This window comes from Achromobacter sp. HZ34, from assembly GCF_002209485.1.
In the GTDB taxonomy this organism is placed as follows: Bacteria; Pseudomonadota; Gammaproteobacteria; order Burkholderiales; family Burkholderiaceae_B; genus Bordetella_C.
The window spans coordinates 46,945-70,757 of the sequence record NZ_NJIX01000006.1 but is presented as its reverse complement, the minus strand read 5'-3'; the positions used below and the strand labels follow the sequence as shown (position 1 = coordinate 70,757).

Annotated in this window: 17 protein-coding genes and 1 tRNA gene; 7 read left to right on the top strand and 11 right to left on the bottom strand. The window is 65.0% G+C overall.

Annotated features, from left to right (window positions below; all coding sequences use genetic code 11):
- Nucleotides 1–5 precede the first annotated feature (5 nt).
- The 5 genes from sctD (at nt 6) to CEY05_RS22580 (ending at nt 4,672) form a co-directional block, all read left to right on the top strand.
- Complete coding sequence (sctD, locus tag CEY05_RS22600; RefSeq protein ID WP_088599524.1) at nt 6–1,361, top strand: type III secretion system inner membrane ring subunit SctD; 1,356 nt, start codon at nt 6–8, stop codon at nt 1,359–1,361.
- A gap of 46 nt (nt 1,362–1,407) precedes the next feature.
- Nucleotides 1,408–1,674, top strand: coding sequence for an EscF/YscF/HrpA family type III secretion system needle major subunit (locus tag CEY05_RS22595; RefSeq protein WP_088599523.1), 267 nt, complete (start codon nt 1,408–1,410; stop codon nt 1,672–1,674).
- Nucleotides 1,675–1,825: 151 nt separating this feature from the next.
- Entirely contained in the window at nt 1,826–2,707 is an 882-nt protein-coding gene (locus tag CEY05_RS22590; RefSeq protein WP_088599522.1) for a DNA-binding response regulator, read from the top strand.
- 271 nt (nt 2,708–2,978) lie between these two features.
- Nucleotides 2,979–3,851: a DNA-binding response regulator gene (locus CEY05_RS22585; RefSeq protein WP_088599521.1), complete on the top strand. Its 873-nt coding sequence runs from the start codon at nt 2,979–2,981 to the stop codon at nt 3,849–3,851.
- 182 nt (nt 3,852–4,033) lie between these two features.
- Entirely contained in the window at nt 4,034–4,672 is a 639-nt protein-coding gene (locus CEY05_RS22580; protein WP_088599520.1) for a response regulator transcription factor, read from the top strand.
- Between the two features lie 78 nt (nt 4,673–4,750).
- Here CEY05_RS22580 and CEY05_RS22575 read toward each other — a convergent pair whose 3' ends face one another.
- The 5 genes from CEY05_RS22575 to CEY05_RS22555 form a co-directional block, all read right to left on the bottom strand.
- Nucleotides 4,751–7,333, bottom strand: coding sequence for a hypothetical protein (locus CEY05_RS22575; RefSeq protein WP_088599519.1), 2,583 nt, complete (start codon nt 7,331–7,333; stop codon nt 4,751–4,753).
- A 391-nt stretch (nt 7,334–7,724) separates the two neighbouring features.
- Entirely contained in the window at nt 7,725–8,231 is a 507-nt protein-coding gene (locus CEY05_RS22570) for a type III secretion system chaperone (protein ID WP_088599518.1), read from the bottom strand.
- Between the two features lie 121 nt (nt 8,232–8,352).
- Nucleotides 8,353–10,521, bottom strand: coding sequence for an AAA family ATPase (locus tag CEY05_RS22565; protein ID WP_088599517.1), 2,169 nt, complete (start codon nt 10,519–10,521; stop codon nt 8,353–8,355).
- Between the two features lie 207 nt (nt 10,522–10,728).
- Nucleotides 10,729–12,342, bottom strand: coding sequence for a hypothetical protein (locus tag CEY05_RS22560; RefSeq protein ID WP_088599516.1), 1,614 nt, complete (start codon nt 12,340–12,342; stop codon nt 10,729–10,731).
- Nucleotides 12,343–12,417: 75 nt separating this feature from the next.
- Nucleotides 12,418–13,401, bottom strand: coding sequence for a LysR family transcriptional regulator (locus CEY05_RS22555; RefSeq protein WP_158219389.1), 984 nt, complete (start codon nt 13,399–13,401; stop codon nt 12,418–12,420).
- A gap of 172 nt (nt 13,402–13,573) precedes the next feature.
- Here CEY05_RS22555 and CEY05_RS31050 point away from each other — a divergent pair, with 172 nt between their 5' ends.
- Both CEY05_RS31050 and CEY05_RS22540 read left to right on the top strand, forming a co-directional pair.
- Nucleotides 13,574–14,716, top strand: a complete 1,143-nt coding sequence (locus CEY05_RS31050; protein ID WP_158219388.1) for a mandelate racemase/muconate lactonizing enzyme family protein — start codon at nt 13,574–13,576, stop codon at nt 14,714–14,716.
- Between the two features lie 80 nt (nt 14,717–14,796).
- On the top strand, nt 14,797–15,768 hold the full coding sequence (locus tag CEY05_RS22540; protein WP_088599513.1) for a tripartite tricarboxylate transporter substrate binding protein: 972 nt from the start codon (nt 14,797–14,799) through the stop codon (nt 15,766–15,768).
- Between the two features lie 79 nt (nt 15,769–15,847).
- On the opposite strand, the gene CEY05_RS22535 is transcribed toward CEY05_RS22540, so the two are convergent.
- From CEY05_RS22535 to mnmD, 6 genes are all read right to left on the bottom strand, one after another.
- Nucleotides 15,848–15,924: transfer RNA gene (locus CEY05_RS22535), tRNA-Lys, on the bottom strand.
- A gap of 116 nt (nt 15,925–16,040) precedes the next feature.
- Nucleotides 16,041–16,838 carry a MetQ/NlpA family ABC transporter substrate-binding protein gene (locus CEY05_RS22530; RefSeq protein WP_088599512.1) on the bottom strand — a complete coding sequence of 266 codons (798 nt, stop codon included), beginning with the start codon at nt 16,836–16,838 and terminating at the stop codon, nt 16,041–16,043.
- Nucleotides 16,839–16,984: 146 nt separating this feature from the next.
- A complete protein-coding gene (locus CEY05_RS22525; RefSeq protein WP_088599511.1) occupies nt 16,985–17,638 on the bottom strand; it encodes a methionine ABC transporter permease in 654 nt (217 codons plus the stop codon).
- The gene (locus CEY05_RS22520; RefSeq protein ID WP_088599510.1) at nt 17,595–18,683 is read right to left on the bottom strand and encodes a methionine ABC transporter ATP-binding protein; all 1,089 of its coding nucleotides are present in this window, start codon (nt 18,681–18,683) and stop codon (nt 17,595–17,597) included. The genes CEY05_RS22525 and CEY05_RS22520 overlap by 44 nt, the downstream gene beginning before the upstream one ends.
- Nucleotides 18,684–18,828: 145 nt before the next feature.
- Nucleotides 18,829–21,072: a TIM-barrel domain-containing protein gene (locus CEY05_RS22515; protein WP_088599509.1), complete on the bottom strand. Its 2,244-nt coding sequence runs from the start codon at nt 21,070–21,072 to the stop codon at nt 18,829–18,831.
- A 266-nt stretch (nt 21,073–21,338) separates the two neighbouring features.
- Complete coding sequence (gene mnmD, locus CEY05_RS22510) at nt 21,339–23,675, bottom strand: tRNA (5-methylaminomethyl-2-thiouridine)(34)-methyltransferase MnmD (RefSeq protein ID WP_088599508.1); 2,337 nt, start codon at nt 23,673–23,675, stop codon at nt 21,339–21,341.
- Nucleotides 23,676–23,813 lie beyond the last annotated feature (138 nt).

Genomic DNA, 23,813 nt, shown 5'->3' with positions numbered 1-23,813 from the left:
GCATCATGAGCGCCCATCAACTTGAACTGAGGATACTTACCGGTTTGCACCAGGGGGCCCGCGTGCCCGCCGCAAACACGATGAGCGTCGGCAGTGACGCCGATTGCGACATAGTCCTTTCCGACCCAGGCATGCCCGCGCAAGCCGGACACATCCGCGTCGTGAACCAGTCCTGGCATTTCGACGGCACACAAACAGAAACCACGGAAACCGCCGGTTCCACCGATTCGACAGCGGCCGCCGACACCGCGGATGCCAAGGCGGCCGCGTCCTCATCGGCAAGCCCGCTCGTGCCGGGCATGCCGTTGCGGGTGGGGCCGGTATGGATCAGCGTCGCTCCGGTCAGCGATCCCTGGCCCGATCCCACCACCGTCGAAGCCAGCGCCGCGGCAGCGGCCAGGCGGGCCGCCGCGGCGCATGCTGCCGCCCTGGACCGGACCAGCGCGGCACGGCGTGCCAGGCCTTACAAGCGGGCGGCGGCATGCGCCATGGCGGCGGGCGTCATCCTGGCCCTGGTGCTGGGCACCCGGATGTTCTGGAACAATGCCACGGCCAACGCCACGCCGGCGTCGCCTTACAAGATGGAGCTCGAACGCGCCGCGCGCCAGGCTGCGGCGGCCCTGGACGCGCTGGCCCTGGCGTCCGACGCGCAGGTGCACCAGAAAGACGACGATCCGGTCACCGTCACCGGCTGGGTGCGCAACGACGTCGAATACGAGCAGCTGGCCCAGGCCCTTTCACGCATTCAGCCACGGCCGGCCATCAAGGTCGAGATCGCCACGGTGCAGATCCGCGCCGCACAGAATGTGCTGAAGGATTTCCTGGTGCGTTCCAACGTGCAATATCTAGGCTCCGGGCGCCTCACCATCCAGGGCATCGCGGCCACCGCGGAACGCCGCAGCGCCGCCGTCCAGACGCTGGAGGCAAAACTGGCGGGCGTCACCGTGGAAACCCATGGCATTGTCCTGCTGGCGGACGTCACGAACCGCCTGCAGCGCGCCATGAACGCCGTGCTGCTGCCCATGGGGCCCATCAAATGGGCCGATGACGCCTTGAACATCGACACCGAACGTCTCGACACCCCGCAACTGCGCGTGCTGCATCCCTTGGTGGCACAGTTCAACAAGAACAACTTCAACAGCGTGCATGCCGTCCCGGAGCCGCCCCCCGCGCTGCCCCCTGAAGCATCGATTCCCTTTCGCATTACCAGCGTGGTGGGCGGCGCGCATCCCTGGCTGATGCTGGCATGTGGAACCAAATTGATGGTCGGCGGCACGTACGATAACTACAGGCTGGAGTCGATCGCCAAGGACAAAATCGTTTTCAGAGGTCCTGATGCGGTAGTCACCATCCAACGATAGTTCTGCCGCATTTCTTTCCGAACTACCTACTCCCCCCCAGGTTCCCATGTCCTATTCCGTAGACGACACAAGTGATGATCTGAGTACGCTCGCCAATGGTAGCGGGCCTTCCGACCCCCTCAGCCGTGTATTGAACGCGGCACAAAACAAGGTGATCCCGCCGGGTGGCCTGAACAAGAAGTTGAATTCGACCGACATGATCGATATTCAGCGCAACGTTAATCGATATCAGCTTTTCGTGAGTACGCTGAGTAATCTGATAAAGGCGTTTTTTGACACGCTGAAGGGGATTGCCCGAAACCTGAGCGCTTGATCCATAACCTCGACCAGTCTCATGCGAATAGCGGGTATGGGCGGGCCGGACAGGTTACTCAAAGATACTCCGCCCGAAATCACGGCTATACTCCGGTGACATTTGCTAGCTGCAGCCACGCCTACATATCGCAATGTTACTGGAGTTGCTGATGCGCCCGGTCGATGATCGCGAATACTCCCCTCATATCCTGCTGGTGGATGACAGCCCGGCAGATCTCAAGCTCCTGGTCCAGGAACTCGATAAAGAGGCTTATCGGCTGACTGTCGCGATGAACGGTCGCCAGGGTTATGCCCGCGCGCAGGCGCTTCCGCGTCCCGACCTGATTTTGCTCGATGTCTGCATGCCCCAGATGGACGGCTATGCGACGTGCACGCTGCTGAAAGAAAATCCCCAGACCGCCCATATCCCCATTATTTTCGTCACGGCCTCCGGGCGCCTGGACGAACGTCTGAAAGGTTTCCATTCCGGGGCCGCGGATTACGTTCTCAAGCCCTATAACCCGGTCGAAGTGCTGGCCCGTATCCGCGTCCATCTGAACAAACCTGCCGCCACCTCGGAAGACAAGCCCGCGGCGGAACAAGCGCTTGCCCCGGTGGCGACGCCGGCCTCCCCCGGTCCGGCAACCGCCTTGACGCCGGATATGGACATTCGCCTGCCGCCGCTGATGGCGAATCCGACGGACGAGACCATCGTCGCCATGACGCGCCGGTATTTGAATGAGCGCCTGGCCAATCCGCCTTCCCTCAAATCGCTGGCGCGGCTCATGGGAGTGCATGAGCGCAGATTGACCCAGGCGTTCCGCGTGTCCCTGGGTAAATCGGTCAAGGATTATCTGCGAGACGAACGCATGAGTACCGCGCAGAAACTGCTGCATCTGCGTCAGCTGAGTATTTCCGAGATTGCCGAAACGCTGGGTTTTTCCAGTCCCGCCAACTTCGCCGCCGCTTTTCGTCGCCACGTGGGCTGCAGCCCCGTGTTGTTTCGAAAGCAGGCGCGCGGCGATTCGCTGTCCTCCGGCGAGCAGAAATAACCGTCCGGACGAACTAAATCGTCAAAAATTTGTATAAAAGTACAAAAATCAAAACGTTTCTCTTCTATTTCAAAAGTCTATTTTGCGTTCCTTACTTAGGATAGCGGCGCAATCTCATTCTGCGCCACCGCGCAACCAGTCGATAAAAAGCGATGACGCGGTATGCCGGAATGAGCTCCGACCCGGGTTTGCGGTGCACATGAAACCGTGAACCCACCGTTGCACTGCAACGGAATGGGCTTTTACAGGCGTCCCGTATCAGGAGAGGAATATGGCTGCTCAACCCCAAGCCCTGCACGAGTATTCGTCGGGTCACTCCGCGGTTATGTTCGCCAATGCGAACCCGAGCAAGAAAATGTTGTCGCGGCACCGCAAGCCGGCCCATGTCCTGATCATCACGGATCAGGAAGCGCCCCTGGCCGGCGCCGTGGCGTTATTGCGCAACCAGCTGTTCAGGGTTTCTTTCGCCTCCGGCTGGCACGGTTTCTACCAGGCCCAGGCCTGGCGCCCGGATATGGTCCTGCTCGATGGCGATATGCAGCAGATGGACGCCTTCATGATGGCGCGGCTGCTGTCCCAGTCCCAGGACACCAACTCGATACCCATCATTTTCCTGGTGAAGCCCGGCGTCAACGGCGCCACCACTGAAGCCTTCGCGGTGGGCGCGGTGGATTGCGTGCCCAAGCCGATTTATGCCGAAGAACTGCTGGCGCGTATTTCGGTACATCTGCGTCCGGTCGGCGCCGCGGAAGCGAGCAACCCTGGCGCGGCACCGGAGGGCGGCTCACAGGAAGACATCCTGCTGCGCTATGCCCTGGATGCGATCCAGGCCGACGTCGGCAGCATCCATACGGTTCGACAACTGGCCCATAGTGTCGGTACGCACGAAAGAAAACTCTCTTCCATTTTCAAATCGCGAACGGGAAAATCGGCCCACAAGTTCATTTTCGATAAGAAAATGGCTGCCGCACGCCGCCTTCTTGCCCGCACGGGAATGCCCGTACACGCTATCGCCCGGCACGTCGGTTTCCCCAGTGTCTGCAATTTCACGGTAGCATTCCGGCGCCACGCAGGCATTACGCCCACGACCTATCGCAATCAAGCGAAAGAGGAAATGCGCGCGGGAACATACACGGAAATTTGATGCACTTCTGCGTTAAAACGCGCCGTGTAGTGCCGGGAACGATTCGGGCAGTCAGAAGGTCAAAACGCGCACGCGTTGGTAGTCAATCAGATATCGCGCGCTGATGAACATCCGCTGTCTTTACCGGGTCGATTCCTACCTGGGTCAGCGGACCTGCTTGAGCTTTGGATGGAGTTTTCAACATGATCCGCGTCGTACTGGCCGATGATCACCCCATAGTGTTGCTGGGGATAAAGAATGCGCTCGCGACCTCACCGGATATCAGCGTGGTCGGCTCGGCCGATAGCCCGGACAGCCTGTTCGCCTGTCTGGCTCAAACGCCCTGCGATGTGGTGGTCACCGACTTCTCCATGCCTGGGGGCACGCAGCCGGACGGTCTGGCCATGCTGCAGCAGTTGCGCGCGCAATATCCGCATATCCACGTAGTGGTGCTGACGAAGATCGCGACGCCCACCATGATCAGCCCCGCGTTGCAGGCCGGCGCCCTGGCGCTGGTGGAAAAAAGTGCCGCGATCAAGGAAATCAGTACTGCCATTCAACGCGCGGCATCCGGCTTGTCGTATTTCACCGAAAGCATACGCAACGAATTCGCGGCATTGGGCGTGGCGCAGTCGCAGTTGACGGCGCGCGCCGCCTTGTCTCCCCGTGAAATGGAAGTCGTGCGGCTTTTTGCCAGCGGCCGCAGCAATAACGAAATCGCCCAGATCCTGGGATTGAGCGCCAAGACCACCAGCCGCCAAAAACAGGATGCCATGCGCAAACTGGCGGCGCGCAATGATGCCGAATTGATCGCCTACGCGAAAGATCTGGGTCTGCTCTGACTGGGTATGCTCTGACTGGGCCGGCGCTGCTTGAAAAGCGCCAGCCCGTTTCCGGCGAGAACGTGGACGCGCCAACGTCTATGCCGGCACCAGGCAATATCGATATTCCGGAAGTCGCAGCGGCTGCACGACAGGCAGCTCGTCCGCGATCACCCGCCAGGCATAGCGGACGGCCTTGCGGCTGAGCGCGGGATCCAGGTCGAGGGTTGCCGAGGGCAGACACGTGTCCTGGTCCACCAGGTTCGCGCCCTTCACGTTCAGCCATTCGACGTGATAGCTCATGTCGAAGGTGTCATCGAGGTTCTGTTCGATCAAGGTGTGCGTATGCGCGGGGCCACCGACTTGCAAGGGCGTGCCCGACGCCAGGCGCAACGGTGTGCCGATCGCCGAGCGCGTCTCGGCCACCGCTGTCGGCGCGGCCGCCATTTGGGACAGCAATCGGGTTAGCTGTTGGAACTGGCCTGCGTCCACCATTCGGCTCAGGCATCGCAAGGCATCCTCGACAGCGTTCGAGCGAGCGCGCTTGCGCGCCTGCGCGTCCGGGCCTGCGTCGACGATGGGGCCAGCCATGACCGCATCGAACGATATTGGCGTCCCATCGGGGGCCCGGCCGCGGACCGACAAGGAACAGGAACCACGCAGGTAATCCTTGGCGTAATCCTCGTTCACCACCGTCGCGTCGACGGGATAACTGCCCGGTGCGCCTGTGGCGGCTACCCCGGACAGCCTCTGGATGGGTGGATCCTTGAACGAGAGTTCCTCTTTGTAGATTTCGCGCACTGCCATGGGCTGCGCCCAATCCGGCCACCGCACGGAACGCGCCAGGGCATCCCGCAGCAGGTTTTCCTGTACCTCGATGCCGAAGTCGCTTTGCAGTGCCAAGCGAATGTCGGCATCCGCCAGCACATCCTCGTCCTGATCGGGCTCGGCCACCTTCCCCGCCACAGCACCATCCACGATGCGCGCTGGCGCCGACGACACGAACGCCCCAAGCCTGGCCGCGAATGACGTGCGCCGGATCAGCGTGAAGAAAGCACCTTCAATGATGTCAGGGACCTCTTCCTGGCAGGCCAGGCCCTCAGCGATGCCCTGCATCAAGTCTTCACGCGCCAGAAGGTCGTCGGGATCGTCGTGCAGGAGGCCTGGATCGTGGCTGGCAAGATCCACCCGCGCGTGGTTCAGCGCAAGACTGAGGCGGTGCAGTACCTGCGCGCGCGCGGGTGCGATGCGCAGACCGGGCAACGCAAGATTGACGGCCTTCTCAATGAATGCGGCGGTTTCCTCCGCGCCGTCCAGCTTGCCGCCGCAGACCGAATACAGCGTCACCATCGCCAGCAAGGCATCCGTGGCGTCACGCAAATACACGCCGACGTCGGCCATCCGGTGCAAGTCCTCGGCATCGCCCTCGGCGACGAGTCGTTCCAGGCACGGCCTGAACCGCACCTGGCCGAACTCGCCGACCCGGCGATCCCGTTCGGCGGTGACGGCACGTGCGTCGACGCACCGCCCGAACGCAGCCATGACGTCAGCCGCGGACACGAGAGCGGCGAATTCCTTGTCGGACAAGGCGCTGAGTACCGTTGCCTGGCGCAAGACACGCGCCCCGTCATCCTCCGCGTGCGCCGGGGCGCCATGCAAGCCCAACGCCTCTGCCGCGGCCCGCACTACCTCCGCCACCTGCGCGTCCCGATGGCCGATGTCGCCATGCCGTGCGGGGTCCAGCCGCGCGTCTGCCGGTTGATCCTCCATGCCCTGGCCGGCCAGGCCAACCCGCAACAAGGCCGCCAACTGGCTCAAGCCAAGCGCGGCCCGCCGTGTCCGGATGCCGCCGTGGCCATCCGGCAAACCGCAGGCCTCCTGCAGATCTCCGATGATCCTGTCCAACGCGGCGATGCGCCTGATGTACTCATGTTTCCAGCTCTGGCAGTACTGCTGCCATTGGTCCGCGGCTATCGCCAGCGGGGTGGGAATCCGGATGCGTTGGAGTTCCTGTCTCGCTTCATTCAGGATGCCGAATGGCAGGCAGCGTTGGTACAAGGCATACACCGCAGCGCCAAGCCTGGCGAGCGCGAGAAGGACACCGACACCGGCCTCCAGGGTGGCGGGCTGGCCCTTGTCCACACCCAGGAAGATGCCGTGCAGAGCGGATTGCAGCTTTCTCCTGTCCTGCTCCACGGTCAGGCAGGCGGCGCGGCGCGCCAGCGTGGCTGCGGTACGGTGGCCCAGTTCACGCCTTGCCGTGGCCAGCCACGCCACATGAACCTGGTCGATATGTCGTCCGCGCAACGCCTGTTCCAGGCTTGCCAACACTGTCTGCGCCGGCAGGTCCGTGCAACGATGCAGACGCATGAGCAGCGCGTCGCGGTAATGGGCATCGGCTTGCTCCGCTCGGGGCGACAAGGGGCCCTGGGACAAACGGCTGAAGGCGGCAGACGACAGGGCGTCCACGCAGCGATACGCTTCCTTCTCGAAGACAGAGATCACCGCACTGGCGCCTCGCGGCACCTCGTCCGGCATCAACGCCGCAAGTCGCTTCACCTGTTCGAACAAGCGCTGGATGGTGGCCACTGTCTTCCGGGTGGCTGCGTCGCTGCGCTTCCCGACGGGGATGGACAAATCGCGAACCAGGAAGTCGAATGACGCCGTGATGGTTTCCTGCAAGCGCGCACGCCGGACTTCTTCAGTGATGACGCGCGGCCTGCGCCCAGGAAACCAACACTGGATACAAGAGACGTCGGTAGCCACCGATTTTACTGAATGGGCAATCGAGGCCCGCCTTGCCGAGGCGATGTGGAGCGTGGGAACGGTGGCGGTATCAGCAGCGGTATCAGCGGCGGTATCAGCGGCGGTATTGGCGGCGGGATCAACACCAATGCCGGCGGCGGCAGGGTTAGGGTCTATCCGGTCCGCGGGCGCGTCCGCGCACCACCCGTCGAATCCCGGGCTGGCTCTGCCCACGACACTCATTGTCTCTCCCCGGATATTCGCTTCGATATCCTTTTTCGCTTTGAACGGCACTACGTGAACGACACTGCGCGGCGAGGCGCCTGGATCAGGCGCGCATCGATCCACCGCGCGGTAGATCGTCATAGCCCTGTGGTGTCGCCCTGGCGACCTGCGGCTCCTTGGTGTTCGACAGCTTGGGCGCCTTGACGTCGCCCCGATCGACGGTGCCCAGGTATTCGCGCCACACGACGGCCACGTTGACCATCTTCTGCACGATATTGCGCAACAAGCTGACGTTGGCGTCCAGCAGTTCCAGACGCCACGACAGCAACACTTCCCCGGTGTGCTTATCGACTCCCAGGGTGGCGCCGTCAGTCTCGTGACCGAAGAGATTCGCTTCCAGCAAGTCGCCGTAGACCGTGAGGCGCTTGGCGTCTTCAGTGGGAATGCGGCCCAGCACGACATAGCAATGCAGCAAGTCTTGCGGGTCGTCGTGTTCCAACGTCAGGGTAACGCCATTCTCAAATACCAGATCAACCGTGCCGGACTCTCCCAGGCTGAGGTTGATGCAGCTTTCCTTGCCAAACAATTCGATCAGACTATATGCGTCCATGGTTTCATCCGCAGTGCGTTAGATGGAGGGACCCCGCCTTGCGCCGTGGTCCATTCAGATTGCGGATAGGTAACCGTGATGCGCTGTTCAGTTCCCCAGGCAGCAAGTCGAACGCGCGTGCTCAATCCAGATTCATGCTGGGCACCGCGCGCGAACGCAGGCCGGCATTGCCCTCGGCGGGATCACAGCCCCCCACCAGCGTCAAATCGGCTTCGCTGCCATCGAGCGGGAAGTCGCGCACCATCTGTTCCGCCCGCAGCGGAATGCCGCAAGCGCCTTCGACGATATGCCGGCGTATCTTGGGCGCGAGGCGTTTGCCGCGCGCGCGGGCATTGACCAGTTCCACCATCGCCGCCGAACTCAACGGCTCCACGTGCACGGCCGCCGCCGAGGGCAGATCCGCCGACGGCGCGCGCGCCGCCATCACCAGCATTACCGGTGAGCTCTCCACCAGCCGTGCCAGGCGCGCAATCAGTTCTTGAGTGGCGCGGTCCGCCCATTGCAGGTTGTCGACGACCAGCAGCATGGGCTGGCCGGAGCGTTCCCGTTGCAGCAGCAGCGCGGTGACGGCATGCAGCACGCCTTCAGTGGGGCCGGCGTCGCTACCCTGCCCGCGCTGGCGCGGCGTTGCCGGACGCAAGACCTGCTCATGGACGCTGGCGCTGGTGTGGCGGTCCAGGCCCGCGCGATAGCCCAGGGACTCGACCAGGCGCGCCACTTCCTTGTCCGCCTCGGACAAGGCCAGGCTGGCGGCGCCGGCGCTGTCCAGCACATGGCGCACGAGATAGTCGTACACCGGATGCAGGCTGCGCTGGCGATTCTCCTGGCGGCACTCCAGCACGCGCACCGCGCCGCCGGCGCGCCTTGCGTACTCGCTGAAGACCGACATCAGCAAGGTCTTGCCGACGCCCCGTTCGCCGTGCAGCAGCATGGTGCGGCCGCGGCCCGACGTGGTGATTTCCGACCAGCGCCGCACCAGGATGTCGAATTCCGCCGCGCGCCCGAACATGCGGTGCACGGGCGGGGCCTCGGCGGCACAATCCAGCACGCCGACCCGCAAGCCATAGCGTTCATCGGGACTGATGACGTAGCGGTCATGCAATTGCGCGCTGGCGGTATCGCTGACCAGCGTTTCGCCCATGCCCGCCAGATAGGCCAGGCGGATGGCGCGCTGGCCGATCAGCATGATCGCGCCATCCGCGCTGTCGCCGTCCAGGGCGGCGAGGTCGGCATGGATGCCCATGCCCAGAATGGCGTCGCGTGGCGGCGCGAAACGGCGCAGGTCACAGGCCAGCCGGGCCGCGGCATCCGCGGGCGACTCGCAGGATTCGGGATAGCCGAAAGTAATGGAGATGCTGCCGTCGGCGCCCGCCGACACCAGGCCGCCGCGTCCGCTGACCAATTGCAGCAGATGTTCGCGGGTGTTCTGCAGGCGGTCTACCGCGCAGCGGCTCTGCCCATCGTCGTCCTGCGACACCGCCAGGGCCAGGATGGCCACCGGTCCGGAGGCCCATTGTCCTTGCGTATTGGCGGGCGCTGCCGGCGTGTCGCGCAATGGCGCACCGGCCTGCAGCAGCGCGCGGGTTTCAGCGGAAGGTTCGGTCTCGTAGTATTCGCCCATGACGGCCGCGCAATGCTCATAGGCACGCAGCGCCGCTTCGCGGCTGCCCGCGTCGCGCAACAGGCGGATGAGGTTACGATGCGCCAGTTCGTCGCCCGGATGCAGCGAAACCCATTTGCGTGCGCCAGCCAGTGCTTCGTCGATGGCGCCGCGACGGGTCAGCGACACGATGTATTGCTGGCGGCAGCGCGACACTTCCTGCGCCAGCCTCGATTGCCAGCTGACGCGCCACGCGTTCAGTCCGGTGCCTGCCACCGGCGGCAGATGCTCAAGCAGTTCGCCGCGATCGAAGACGAGCCGGTCCTTGAGCGCAAGATCGCCGTACTCGCCCATGCCCAGCAGGACCATGGCGTCGACTTCGACCAGGCGGAAATCCAGCGCCACCGTGCCTGAAGTGGTCAGCAAGGCCTGCCCTGCCGAGGCCAGCAGACGGCGCAGGACGCACAGGGCCTGGCGCAGGTTGGCGCGGCCATCGCCGTTGCCCTGCGGCCAGAGCAGCTCTGACAGCGCGGCCCGTGACCACACGCGTTCGTGCGCCAGCGCCAGCACGGCGAGCAGATGCTTGGGTTTGGAATAACCGATCTCGTCGGTGCGATCGACACCATCGACCCGGATGCTGAAGCCGCCGAGCAATTGAATGACGATCGCTTTGGTTTGGAGTTGGGACATGGCATCGACTGCGTAACGGCATCGCGGGAGGTGCCGTTGCAGTCGAGCCCGCGGTTTGCGCGCAAGAGCGACGCGCGTCAAACAGCATGTACGACGTGAAGCAGCATCTCGGCTCAGGCACCCGCGACAATACGGTTGCGCAAAACGTAAAAAGAGGAGATGCCCGCAGTCTATTTGCTGATCTAAGCGTCAAAAATAAGAAAAGTCTTATTCTTGCGAAGTAATGCCATGCCCGCGCCCCTGCTCCCGCAGGATGGAGGGCGTGTCCTGCAGCGTCAGCCGTTGCCGCAGTGCCGTCATGGTCTGCTGCCAGCGCGCCAGGTCCATGTCGCTGGGATCGCTCTCGCTGGAGGGATCCTGCTTGAGCGTGTCCAACAGGTTCTCCACCTGCGTGGCGCTGTCCGGGACGATGGTATCTTCCACGATCTTGGCGCCGATGAACTTCTGCGTATGCGTGCTCTGGCTGGCCGAACGCTGTGCCACCGCGTGCACCAGCTTGCCGTCGCTATAGCCCAGGTCGACTTGCGCGCTGGCGCTGTCGTCGATCTGTGTGTAGTAGTAGTTTTGCGTGTTCGGATCCATTTGCAGATCCATCGGGATATCCGGATCGATCTGCTGGTGATAGCTGGCCGTCAGATGCGAATACTGTTGCTGGCTGATGGCGCGGTCGCGCATGCCGGTGCCGCGAATCTCCGTACGCTGGTTGGCCTGGAAAGAGAACGTATCCTGCTCCTCGGGCCGTAGCGGGTTGGGCGACGTGGCCGTCTGCTTCACCGATGCGGTGAAATCGGCCAGTCCCGACGTCAGGCTGTGATCCCGTTCGCTCAAGGCGATGTGGCGGCTGTCGACGGGGCTGGGCAAGGTGGCCTTGCCGTAGCTGCTGTTCATCTGCGCGAACGCATCCTTGAACAGGTCCACCAGGCCGGCATCGCCGTGGCCGCGACGGCCGGCGTCATCGATCTGGGAAAGATAATCGGCGACGGCCGCGGCGCGCTGGTCATCGTTGCCGAACACGCGGGCATCGGACAAGTCGACATCGACCTTCACCGTGCCCACCGGCCCGTCGAATTCGACGCTGCGGTTCTTGCTGTCGGCATGGAAGCTCAAGGTCTGGACGCCGCCATTGACCTGGACGCTGGCCTGCAGATCGACCGATGACAACACCGAACTGTCGAACTGCGTCAGGCCGCCCAAGGCCAGCTTGGGCGGCACCGCGGCCAAACCGTCGACGGCGTCCTGGAAACTGTCCGCCAACGCGCCCAGCGCCTTGCGTTCCGCATCGCTGAGGGTTTTGCCATCGGCCACCTCGATGCTGGCGGCAAGACCGTTCTGCTGGCTGCCCAGCGTGATCGTCACCGCCACGCCGCTGGCCGTCTTGACGGACAGCGTCATCTGGTTGTCGGCCAGGGTGTGCAGGGACTGCTGCCGTATCGCGGTGGCCGCGGCGGCCACCTCGTCGGACAGGCCGGTGGAGGTCCCTTGCAGCACCGATTGCGAATACGTACCGCCGCCGTCGGCCAGACTGTTCAGCAAGGCCGCGCCCAGGCCATTGAAGCGGCTGGACAGTGTGCCTGTGCGGCTGTTGGCGGCCATCAAGGCGCTGACGGCGTCGGTGGAATTGCTTTCCCACACCGGGCTGGCGGCGGCATTCACGCTCTGCACGGAGTAGGTCTGGACGGTGCCGCTCTGCCCCAGCGTGACCGCGGTGGACGAGGACGCGGCAGGCGCGCTCTGTTGCGCCACGGCGCTCGGCGCCAGCGACGAGGCGGTACTCAGGCGAGTGACGGCATCCAGCGAGGACAGCGACGACAGCGTGGTCATGGGCAGGCAACGGCAGAAAGCGTGGGAGCGGCATGCTCCCATCCTTCCTGCATTACGGCTGCTGAGCAGTGAAACTTAAATCCCGATGCCGGTGCCGGCGGGCTGGTCCACCAGCGCCGCCACCTCGTTTTCCGTATCCACGCTGACCCCGGGCCAGGCGCCTTCGCGCACGCACTCCACCACGATGCGGCGCACCGCCTGCAGGGCGCTCCAGGAACCGGCCGCCGTATCGCGGTTGCGCGCCATGGCCAGCACGATGCCGCGGTGCAGCGGCGGGTCCGCCAGCGGCGCCGCCTGCAGATGCCCCAGCGCGATCTCGTCGCGCACCATGGCATAGGGCATCAGGGTGTAGCCGGCGCCATCGGCCACCATGCGGGTCAGTGTGGCGCTGCCCGTGTCGCATTCGACGCGCACATCCAGGGTGATGCCCAAGTTGCGGGCCAGCATCTCGGCCTGCATGCGCAAGCCGTAGGAAGTGGTCGGTAGAACCAGCGGGAGTTCGCCCAGCCGGCGGGCCGGAAACGACGCTCCCAGCGGCGCGGCGTCGCTCGGCCCCACCAGGTGGATGGCCTCGGTCAGGCGCAGGCTGTCCCAGGCCAGCGCGGCTGGGGCGGGCGCGTAGACCAGCCCGATATCGGCCTGCCCATCGGTAAGCAGCTTCAGGACGTGGCTGCCCATGTCTTCGACGAAATGCAGCGCGGTGGCGGGATAGGTCGCCAGCAAGCCCACCGCCAGGCGGCTGAAGATGACGCTGCCTATGGTGGGGGGCGCGGCGATGACCAGGCGGGCCGGTCCCTGGTGCGCCAGGGCATGGGCCACGCCCTGGGCCTCATCCATGGCATCGAGCACTTTCTGCGCCGCCCGCAGGAAGGCGGCGCCGCTGTCGGTCAGGGCGGTGCCGCGTCCGTTGCGAAAGAACAGCCGCACACCTACCTGCTGCTCCAGGCGCGCGATATGGCGGGTGATGGTGGATTGGTCCACGCCCAGCTCGATGGCCGCATTCGAGATGCTGCGGTGCCGCGCAACCTTGGCGAACAGCGCCAGTTCATCCGAGTTCATGGCTGCCTCCTCTTTGCGGGATTCTAACGAACGCCGCGCGCGCCCCCGCAAGAACGGCATAACCGCTATGCGGATCCGGCCAGCCGTTGCGCAGCGACTGACTCCTATAGTTGTCCGAAACCGCCACCGCGAACCAGAGCACCAGAGCACCAGACCAGGAGGAGACAGACCGATGAAAATCCGCAAAATCCAGGCTTATGCCGTGACCATACCCTTGCGTGCGCGCTACTGGGTCAGCAACGAGGTCATCGACCGCTGCAGCCAGATCATCGTAAAGATAGAAACCGACGGCGGTCCGACCGGACTGGCCACGCTGCATGGACGCAATATGCCGCGCGTCCTTGAAATCGTCGCGGAACTGGACGGCTATCTGCATGGCCGCGATGCCCTGGCCCAGGAGGCGATCTGGGCCGACCTGTTCGGCCTGACCACACAGTCGCCGGGCACCGTACGCAAGCTGAAGCTGCCGGACGTGGGCGGCCCTGACAAGCGCGCGGCCATGCTGGCGGCGTTGGCCGGCATCGACATCGCGCTATGGGACATCAAGGGCAAGGCGGCCGGACTGCCCGTATGGCGGCTGCTGGGCGGCGAGCGCACCAGCGTGCGCGCGTACGTCACCGGCGGCTATTACCAGGATGGCGCGGACGTCCTGGATATCGCGCCCGAGATGGCGGGATACGTGGCGCAGGGCTTCAACGGCGTCAAGATGAAGGTAGGCGGCATGGCCCTGGACGTGGACGTGGCGCGCGTGCGTGCGGTACGGGAAGCCATCGGCCCGGACACCATGCTGATGGTCGACGCCAACTGCGCGTACAACCTGCCGCAGGCGATCGCGGCCATCCGCGCGTTCGAGCCCTACGGCATCCATTGGTTCGAAGAACCCCTGCACTGGTACGACTCGGTGCGCGCGCTGGGCCGCCTGGCGCAGCATACCCGCGTGGCGCTGGCCAGTGGCGAGTCGGAGATGCACAGCTGGGCCTGCCGCGACCTGATCGACCTGGGCGGCGTGCGCTACATGGAGTTCGACGCGACACGCTCGGGGGGCATCACGGAATGGCTGCGGGTCGCCGCCTACGCGCAAGCCCATGGCGTGCTGATGGCCACGCACCACGATCCCCATATCCACGGGCATCTCGCCGCTGCGGCCGCCAATGGCGATTGCGTGGAAGTGTTCGTCGACGAGAACCGCGACCCGCTGTGGGCGCAGCTTTTCACCGAACGCGCGCAATTGCGCGACGGACGGCTGCACCTGACCGACCGGCCCGGCTTCGGCTTCGACATCGACTGGGATCTGGTGAAACGCCACCACATCTGAAGGATGAAAAACAAAGACGGTGATCCGGTGAAACGCCACCGCATCCGAACGACATAAGAACAAAAGCAAGGAGACTGCATATGCCTACCATCCCTCGCGCCTTGGCCAAGGCGCTGCTGGTCCTGTCCGCGGCCATGACCGCCTGGCCCGTGCTGGCGGCCGGCTACCCCGACCATCCGCTGCGCATCATCGTTCCGTTCGCGCCCGGCGGCGCCAGCGACCAGACCGCGCGCTACATGGCGCAGAAGCTGACCGAACGGCTGGGACAATCCGTCATCGTGGAAAACCGTACCGGTGCATCCGGCGCCATCGGCGCGGCCTACGTCGCGCGCTCAGCGCCGGACGGCTACACGATGATGCTCGTCGACACCTCGTTTTCCATGGTGACGGCAATCGGCACGAAGACGCCCTATGACCCTTTGAAGGACTTCACGCATCTGCGCCTGATCGTGACGACGCCGGCGGTGGTCGCCGTCAATCCCAAGAGCGCCATGCACACGCTGAAGGACCTGCTGGACGCCGCGCGCGCCCATCCCGGCAAGGTCAGCTATGGCTCGGGCGGCGTCGGCAGTCCGCTGCATCTGGCGGGCGCCCTCCTGGCGGAAAAGTCGGGCACCACGATGCTGCACGTCCCTTACAAGGGCGCGGCACCGGCGGTAATGGATACGATCTCCGGGCAGGTCCAGTTGAGCATCCCCGCGCTGCCCGCTGCCTTGCCCTACCTGCAGTCCGGCCAGTTGCGGGCGCTGGCGGTCACCTCGGCGCATCGCGCGCCCTTGCTGCCGCAGGTACCGACGGTGGCCGAGGCGGGCGTTGCGGGCTACGACGCGGTCAGCTGGTTCGGCCTGACGATGCCGGCCAATGTCCCGGCGCCGATACAGCAGAAGCTGCGCACCGAGCTGGACGCGATACTGGCGCAAGCCGACACCCAGGCGTTCTTCGCCCGGCAGGGCGCCGAAGTCGATACCGCGGGGCGCCCCTTCCCCGCTTTCATCGCGGGCGAAATCGGCAAGTGGACGGATATCGCGAAGAAGGCGGATATCCAACCCTGAGCGAGCAGGCACAAAAAAGCCTCCACATGGAATGGGGAGGCTTGAATGCGGCTTATCGATTCAATGCTGCGAGGATTTATGGTGGGGTGGGTGGGACTCGAACCCACGACTCTCTGATTAAAAGTCAGATACTCTAACCGGCTGAGTTACCACCCCCGCCCTCGAAACATTGCCCGAAAGCCAGGAAAAGCCTGCTGCTCGAACATGCTGAGCTGCCGACTCGACCGAAGCCCATGATTATGGGCCAAGATCGGCCTGCCTGTCAAGACACCTTACCAGGCAGTGACCACCGCATCCTTGTATTTCTTGGCAATGAAGTCCTTCACGGCCTGGGAGTGGTAAGCGGCAACCAGCTTGGCGAACTCGGGGCGAGCCTTGTCCTTTTCACGCACCGCCAGCACGTTGGCGTAGGGCGAATCGCCCGCTTCCTGGGCGATGGAGTCGGTCTTGGGGTTCAGGCCAGCCTGCATGGCGAAATTGGTGTTGATCACCGACGCGTCGGTGTCATCCAGCGAACGGGGCAGTTGGGCGGCGTCCAGCTCGATGAAGCGGATCTTCTTGGGATTTTCCACCACGTCCAGCGGGGTGGCCTTCAGGCCGACCTTGGGATCGACCTTGATCAGGCCCTGGGTCTGCAGCAGCAACAGGGCACGGCCGCCGTTGGTGGGATCGTTGGGCAAACCGACGCGGGCGCCTTCCTTCAGGTCGGCCAGGCTCTTGACCTTCTTGCTGTACACGCCCATCGGGAAGATCACGGTCTTGGCAATGCTCACCAGCTTGTAGCCGCGGTCGGCATTGGCGTTGTCCAGATACGGCTGGTGCTGGTAGCTGTTGGCATCCAGGTCGCCCGCCGCCAGCGCGACGTTGGGCTGCACGTAGTCCGAGAACTCGATGATCTGCAGATTCAGGCCTTGCTTGGCGGCCTCCTGCTTGACCACTTCGAAGATCTCCGCGTGCGGGCCGGCGGTGACGCCGATCTTCAGCGGCTTGTCCTGGGCCTGCGCGGCCGGCAACACGAAGCTGGCGCCCAGGGCGAGCGTGGCCAGCACTTTGAGAAGGGTCGATTTCATTTGCACTATTCCTGTGGCCGGATCGGCTCGAGTGGATATAAAAAAATGGCAACCGTCAGTCCCGGATCACGGGCGGTTTCCTGGAAAATTCGGGGCTTGTTGTGGCCTGACGCAAGGGCGTTCCCGGCGTCGACCGTCCCCGCGCATCAGCGATGCGACATCCGTCGCACCAGCCAGTCGCCGAAGCTCTGGATCACCTGCACCAGCAGCACCAGCACCACCACGACGGCCAGCATGACTTCCGGCAGGAAGCGCTGGTAGCCGTAGCGGATGCCCATGTCGCCCAGACCGCCACCGCCGATGGCGCCAGCCATGGCGGAATAGCCGATCAGGCTGACCACGGTGACGATGGTGGCCGCGACCAGGCCCGGCAAGGCCTCGGGCAGCAGCACCTTGAGTATGATTTGCAGGGGCGAGGCGCCCATGGCGCGCGCCGCCGTGATCAGGCCGGGATCCACCTCGCGCATGGCGTTCTCGGCAATGCGCGCCATGAAGGGAATGGCGGCAACCGTCAGGGGCACGATGGCCGCGGCGGTACCGATGGACGTCTGCGCGATCCAGCGCGTGAACGGAATGATCGCCACCATGAGGATGACGAAGGGCACCGACCGCGTGGCATTGATGACGACCGCCAGCACGCGATTGACCGGCAGGTTCTGCAGCATGGCGTCGCGGCCGGTGACGATCAGCGCCACGCCCAGGGGCACGCCCAGCAGCACCGCGACGCCGCTGGAGACGCCCACCATCAACAGGGTCTCAAGCAGCGAGGAAAGCAGAAGATCGATCAGTTGCGGGCTCATGGGCAATTTCCAATACGGTAATGTCACGGGCTGCCAGGGCGGCCGTGGTTTGCTTCAGGGCGGCCGGCAGGCCTTGCGCGAGCACGAACAGCGTGCCGACGGCAACGCCCTGGACGTCATCGACGCGGGCCTGCACGATGTTCAGGTCGAGGTCGAACTGCCGCGCCAGTTGCAGCAGCTCAGCGGCGCCATCGGCGCCACCGCCCACGGACAGGCGCAGCAGTTGCATCGGCGCTTCCGGCCGGCGCGCCACCGCGTCCTTCATGCGCTGGCGCACCGCCTGCATGCTGGCGTCGCTGAGGTCGGCCGCCGTCGCCGCCGACACCATGGCGCGCGTCACTTCGTGGCGCGGCGCGGCGAAGACGTCCAGCGTGCGCCCCATTTCGACGATCTGCCCTTGCGCCAGCACCGCCACGCGGTCGCAGACCTCGCGCACCACTTCCATCTGATGGGTGATCATGACCACCGTGACGCCGGTCTTGCGATTGATGTCGCGCAACAGGGCCAGGATGTTATGCGTGGTTTCCGGATCCAGCGCCGACGTGGCTTCGTCGCTCAGCAGCACGTCGGGCGCATTGGCCAGGGCGCGGGCGATGCCCACCCGCTGCTTCTGGCCGCCGCTGATCTGGCTGGGATAGCGGTCGCGCAGATGTTCCAGCCCGACCAGCGCCAGCAGGTGCTCGACGCGCGCCGGAATCTCGGCCTTGGCGATGCCCGCGATTTCCAGCGGCAAGGCGACGTTGCCATACACGGTGCGGCGCGCCAGCAGATTGAAGCCCTGGAACACCATGCCGATGCGGCGCCGCTGCTGGCGCAACTGCACTTCGGACAAGCCGGTCAGCGCCTGGTCGCCGATGGCGATCGTGCCTTCGTCCGGGCGTTCCAGCAAATTGATGCACTGGACCAGCGTGCTCTTGCCGGCCCCGCTGGGGCCGATGATTCCAAACACCTCGCCCTGGGCGATGTCCAGGTTGATGCCGCGCAAGGCCTCGAAACGGCCGTGCGGCGTGGCATAGGTTTTATGGAGATTCTGGATATGGATCATGGCGCGACATTCTGAACGATGGCCATTCTTATTAGAACGACAGTTTCTTCCGTTTTTTATAACTTTTGATTATAAAGGCTCGAAGCGAAACAAAAACGCCATGGTCCTTCCGGGGAAGGAACCATGGCGCGGCATGGGAAAAACGTCAGCGCGCGCGTGAAATACGCACTTCGGCGCCGCGGCGTTTGACCTCCAGGCCCTCGGACGGCAGGATGCGCAAGCCTTCCAGGCCCTTGATGTAACTGGAGCCCTGCATCTGCATGACACGGATCTTGTTGCGCATGACCACAGGGTTATGCACCGGCATGCCGAACATCCAGACTTCGTCCAGGATACGGGCGGAATTGAATTCACCCGTATGCTGGGCGGCCGGTCCCAGGCAAAGCATGTGGCCTTCGCGCCCGAACACCGGATACTGGCCCAGGCCGCACTCGATATTCCAGACGCTTCCGCCTTCGTAACGGTGGCCCGTATTCAGATCCCACCAGGCGTCGCCCTTGGGCAGATAAACCTGCACGCTCTGGCCCGGTTGCACGATGGGCGCGACCAGCAAGGCCGGCCCCAACAGGTATTGCAAGTCCCAGTCGTGGGCTTGCGGGTCGTTGGGGAAGGACATCGCCATCGAGCGCTGCACCGGCAGGCCGGTGCGGGCGGCGTCTTCGATGGCGCCCAGGACGTAAGGCACCAGGCGATAGCGCCACTGCAGCCAGGTCCGGGCATGCGCCAGCGTTTCCTCGCCGAAAGCCCACGGCAGCAGGCGATCCACGCCTTCGAAACAGAAGTTGGCGGAAAAGACGCCGAAGGTCAGCCAACGCAGATACAGTTCCGGCGTCATGCCGTCCTGGGGTGCGGTGGCGCAACCCAGGTTGTGCATCTGCACAGGGATACCGCTGGCGCCCACCGACAAGGCGGTACGCAGGCTGTGCTGCAGGCCGTCCCAGTCATTGCTGACCACAGGGCCGGTCTGCCACGGCAGGCGCTGGGCGCCCGGGAACAGGTCGGCACCCGGCGCGACGCCTTCGGGCGGCACCTTGAGGCCGGCCACGGCGTCATACAGGGCACGGCGGGCCAGCAGGGGATAGATAGTGCGCAAGGCCGGGCCCGATTCGCCACCGCGCGCGGTGACGGTATCGGGGATAGCCGGCTGGGCATCGCCCGCGGGCGCGTCCAGGCCGTCGTCGATCAGTTGGCGATGGCGTTCGACCCAAAGCGAATACACGTCGCGATGGGTCAGGTCCAGCAGGCCGAAAGGCTTGCCGCCCGATGCCGGCGTACCGTCGAAGACCTGGGCGCCGCCCTCGTCCTTGAGCAACAGCCAGCCGCGATCCTCCAGTTCCTCGAACAACGGCGTGTGCAAGACGACACCGGGGAAGCCGGCGGCGCACACATGCACGTTGTGCTTGTGGAACAGGGCCAGCATCTGCTTGGCATCGGGGAAGCGCGCGGCGTCCCATTCGAGCAGCGGCTTGTCGGCCTGGAACGACCAGGCGGCCGGCTGTGCCAGCGCCACCGCGTCCAGCGGCAGTTGCTGTTCGCGCAGGCGCTCGATCAGGGCGGCGGTCTGCGTCGGCATCTCGCCTTCGGCCTGGCGCAGCCATACGCCCATCGCCCACAGCACCGGTTGCCCGGCGCGGCCCGTGAGCGCGGTGTATTGATTGAGCACCTCGGCCGGCTCGCCGGCGAACAGGAACAGGTCCAGCACCGTGTCATCGACCGTGACGATGTACGCATCGTCGGCCGGCGCCACGCCCGGTGCGTGCTGCACGCGCCGGATGGTGTTCACGTAGACACCCCAACCCGCCGGGCTCCACGCCAGAGGCAGGGCACGGTGTTCAGGATCGTCGGAGACGACGTCTTCGCCGCGCCGGTCCAGGTCGCCCGGCGTCTCGCCCAGGCCGTAGATACGGTCCTGCGCGTTCAGCGCGAAGCCGGCGGTCCAGACCGCCTCGTTGGCGTCGTCCAGGGCATTGAAGCCAAAACCAGGCGTATGTTCATTCAGCGCCGATTCCAGGACGCATTGTTCGCCCTTGAACAGCGCGACGCTGAGTGGATCGTTACGCACTTCCAGGGCCGAGTCGCCCTGGGTGATACGCCAACCGGTGCCAGGACCGTCACCATCGCTGGCCCCCAAGGGGGCCACGGTGGCCTCGCCGACGGCCTCCTGGCGCGCCAGCAACATCTCGGCGACCGCGCGCGCACGCGGCGTCAGTTTGTCGTCCGCAAACTGATGCGCTAAACCGAATCGCAGGCGAAATACATTAGGCGCATGCGCCTCAACCACCAGGCGCAGACCGTCGCCCGCGTCGAAATCGATACGGCTGGGGCGGGCAGTCAGCAACTCGACCGTCTCGAGTTGGTTAGTGTGGGCAAAGTCGTACTTAGACGGCACAGAGCATCCCCCGCTGAAGCCAAAAAAGCATCAAAAGGCGCTATTTTGACGGATTTATCCGCTGAAATAAACTCGTCTCACTTTTTGGGGCCGTATGAGGGGCCCGACAGGCGCGCGTAAGTATGCGCCCAGGCGGCGAAGCGAGCACTCATTTTGCGTGGATTACACCGCCCGGCGGTGCCGTGACGGAATGAGAAGAACGCTCAACTGACGGCAAAATTGCCCCAATTACGCGTATTTTTTGATAACCGGCAAAATTCAAAAGATCAGCGCGGCGTGATCTCCGCCAGAAGGTCGTCCTCCAACGGTAGCGGTTCGCCGCACAAAATCGCCGCAATGATATCCCCTGCGAGGGCACTCCAACTGAGGCCGCGAGAGGCGTAACCGGTGGCCAGGAGCAGACCGGGGGCCTCCGGGACGGGGCCGATGGCCGGCAGGCGCCCGGGCAAGACTGCCCGCCAGCCGGCCCAGCCTGGGAGGTGGGTTGGCACGGCTGCGGCGCCATTTGAAGGATTCCCTTGCGCTGGATCCCCTGGCGCTGAATTCCCCGGCGCCGGGCCACCACTCGCTTGGCCGGCGGAGGCGCCGGCGAGTTGCCGAGCCAGGTGCGTCAGCGCGGCAGCGGGCGGGCCGCTTAGCAGGCCGGCGGCCTTGTCCAGGCATACGCCCTGGCCCGCCGCACTGATTTGGGCGGAACTCGCGCCGTGCACATAAGTGCTGCCCGCGACGCATCCGCCGTCGACCGCGGGCAGAAGATAGCCCTCGCCGCCGATGATGCAGCGTGGGCCGCCGTCCAGCAGTTCGGCGTCGACCCGCGTGACTTCGCCCGCCAGGGCGTGCATCTGGGCCACGCGGGGCAGGCGCGCCAGCAGCCCGCTGGCCGCCAGCACGGCAGGCGTCCCGGCCGCATTGGCCAGCACCACGGCGGCAGCCGGCGGCAACCTGCCTGTTTTGCCGCCCTGAGCCCCGACCAGACCCGCTACCGCAGCCTCTCCCGGGCGCGATTCGCCACCGGCTTCGCCCTCGGCCTCGATTTCGGCAACCCAGCCTTCCGCTGCCGCTTCCAGCCGCAGTACGCTTGCGGTCCGGCGCGTGATGCCGGGCGTCGCGAGCAAGGCGTCGATCAGGGGCTGGGGCTGGACCAGCAGGCCATCGCCAAAGTACAAGCCGCCACGCGATACCGGCACGCCGGCGAGTCCCGCTGCTTCCTCCGCATCCACGGCGCGCACCCACTCCGCCGGGAAAGCCAACGTTGCCAACATGCTCTCGTTCGCCGCATCCAGATCCTTGTCGCCAACCGCAGTCTGCGCCTTTTCCGCAGCGGCGCCACGGCCCGCCGCAGCGCTCGCCGTCGCAGTCGCGGTCGCGGTCGCGGTCGCGGTCGCGGTCGCGGTCGTGGTCGCGGTCGTGGTTGCGGCAACGGCCGTGCCGGCCTTGGCGCCGCGGCTACGGTCGCGCGTCAATTGCAGCGTGCCGCAACGCACGGGCGCGGCCGGGCCGGGCAGCCCGAGCCAGCGGGCCAAAGCGCGCTGGCTGCCCGCGCGCGACAGCCGCGCGCGCACGTTGTCATCACGCGAGACCAAGGGCGTGAGCGCCGCCGCCAGATGGCCGCCATGCGGCGTCGTGGCTGCCTGACCGGCCGTGGCGTCTCCAGACTCAACTGAAAATCCGGGTCGAGGTCCGAGCTCAGGCCCAGATGCCGGCGGGGCATCCACCACCATGACGGCAACACCGCGCAAGGCCAGGGCGTGCGCCACGCCGGCGCCCGCGAGGCCCGCTCCAACCACCAGGACGTAACCCTCACGTACCCGCTCGCTCAGCGTTTCGGCCAGGGATACGCCAGCACCGGCATCTGCGTCCGTGCCGGGCGCGGCCACCCCTGCCCACCGCCCGGCCACCATATGCGTCTTGGTACCGAACCCGTCCTCCCGTTCGACGTCGAAACCCGCGTCCCGCAAGGATCGGCGTACCGCGCCCGCGCTGCACCAGGTGGCCAGGGTCGCGCCAGGCGCCGCGTGCGCCGCCAGCGCCTGGATCAACTCGGGCGTCCACATGGCCGGGTTACGCTTCGGCTTGAAGCCATCGAGAAAGAATGCATCCGCGCCGAAACGCACCCGCGGCACGCAGGCGGCCGCATCGCCGAATACCAGCGTCAACGTCACCGCCCCCTGCTCGAACTCCAGCCGATGCACCCCCGGCAACAGCGGCGGCCATTGCTGCAACAGCGCTTCGGCCAAGGGCCGCACGTCCTCCCCGCCCGCCAGCTCGCCCAGTTGCCGCGCCAGATCCTCGTGCCGCCAGGGATGCGCTTCGAAAGACACCATGTGCAAACGCCGCGAGCGCGCCGGATCCGCGCGCCAGGCCCGCCACAAGCCAAGAAAATTCAGCCCCAGGCCGAAGCCGGTCTCGCAGACCGTAAAAGCCTGCCGCCCCCGCCAGCGCCCAGGCAGGCCGTTGCCGCGCAGGAAAACATAGTCGATCTGCCCCCACGGCCCGTGCGGGGAGTGATAGACGTCGCCATAGCGCTCGCTATAGGGAAGGCCGCGCGCATCCAGGGCCGGTTCGGCGGAAATCAGGGGCTGGTATGAAAACAACGAGGACATCGGTAATGTGACCCGGCGATCCGGGTCGTACATATTGCGTTGAACTTGAAAGCGTAGAATCGCGAGTAATGCGGCCGGCAGATTACACCCTGGGCATGGTCTGGCGCACCGAACCGCCATCGCCTCGTGCGCGGGGCG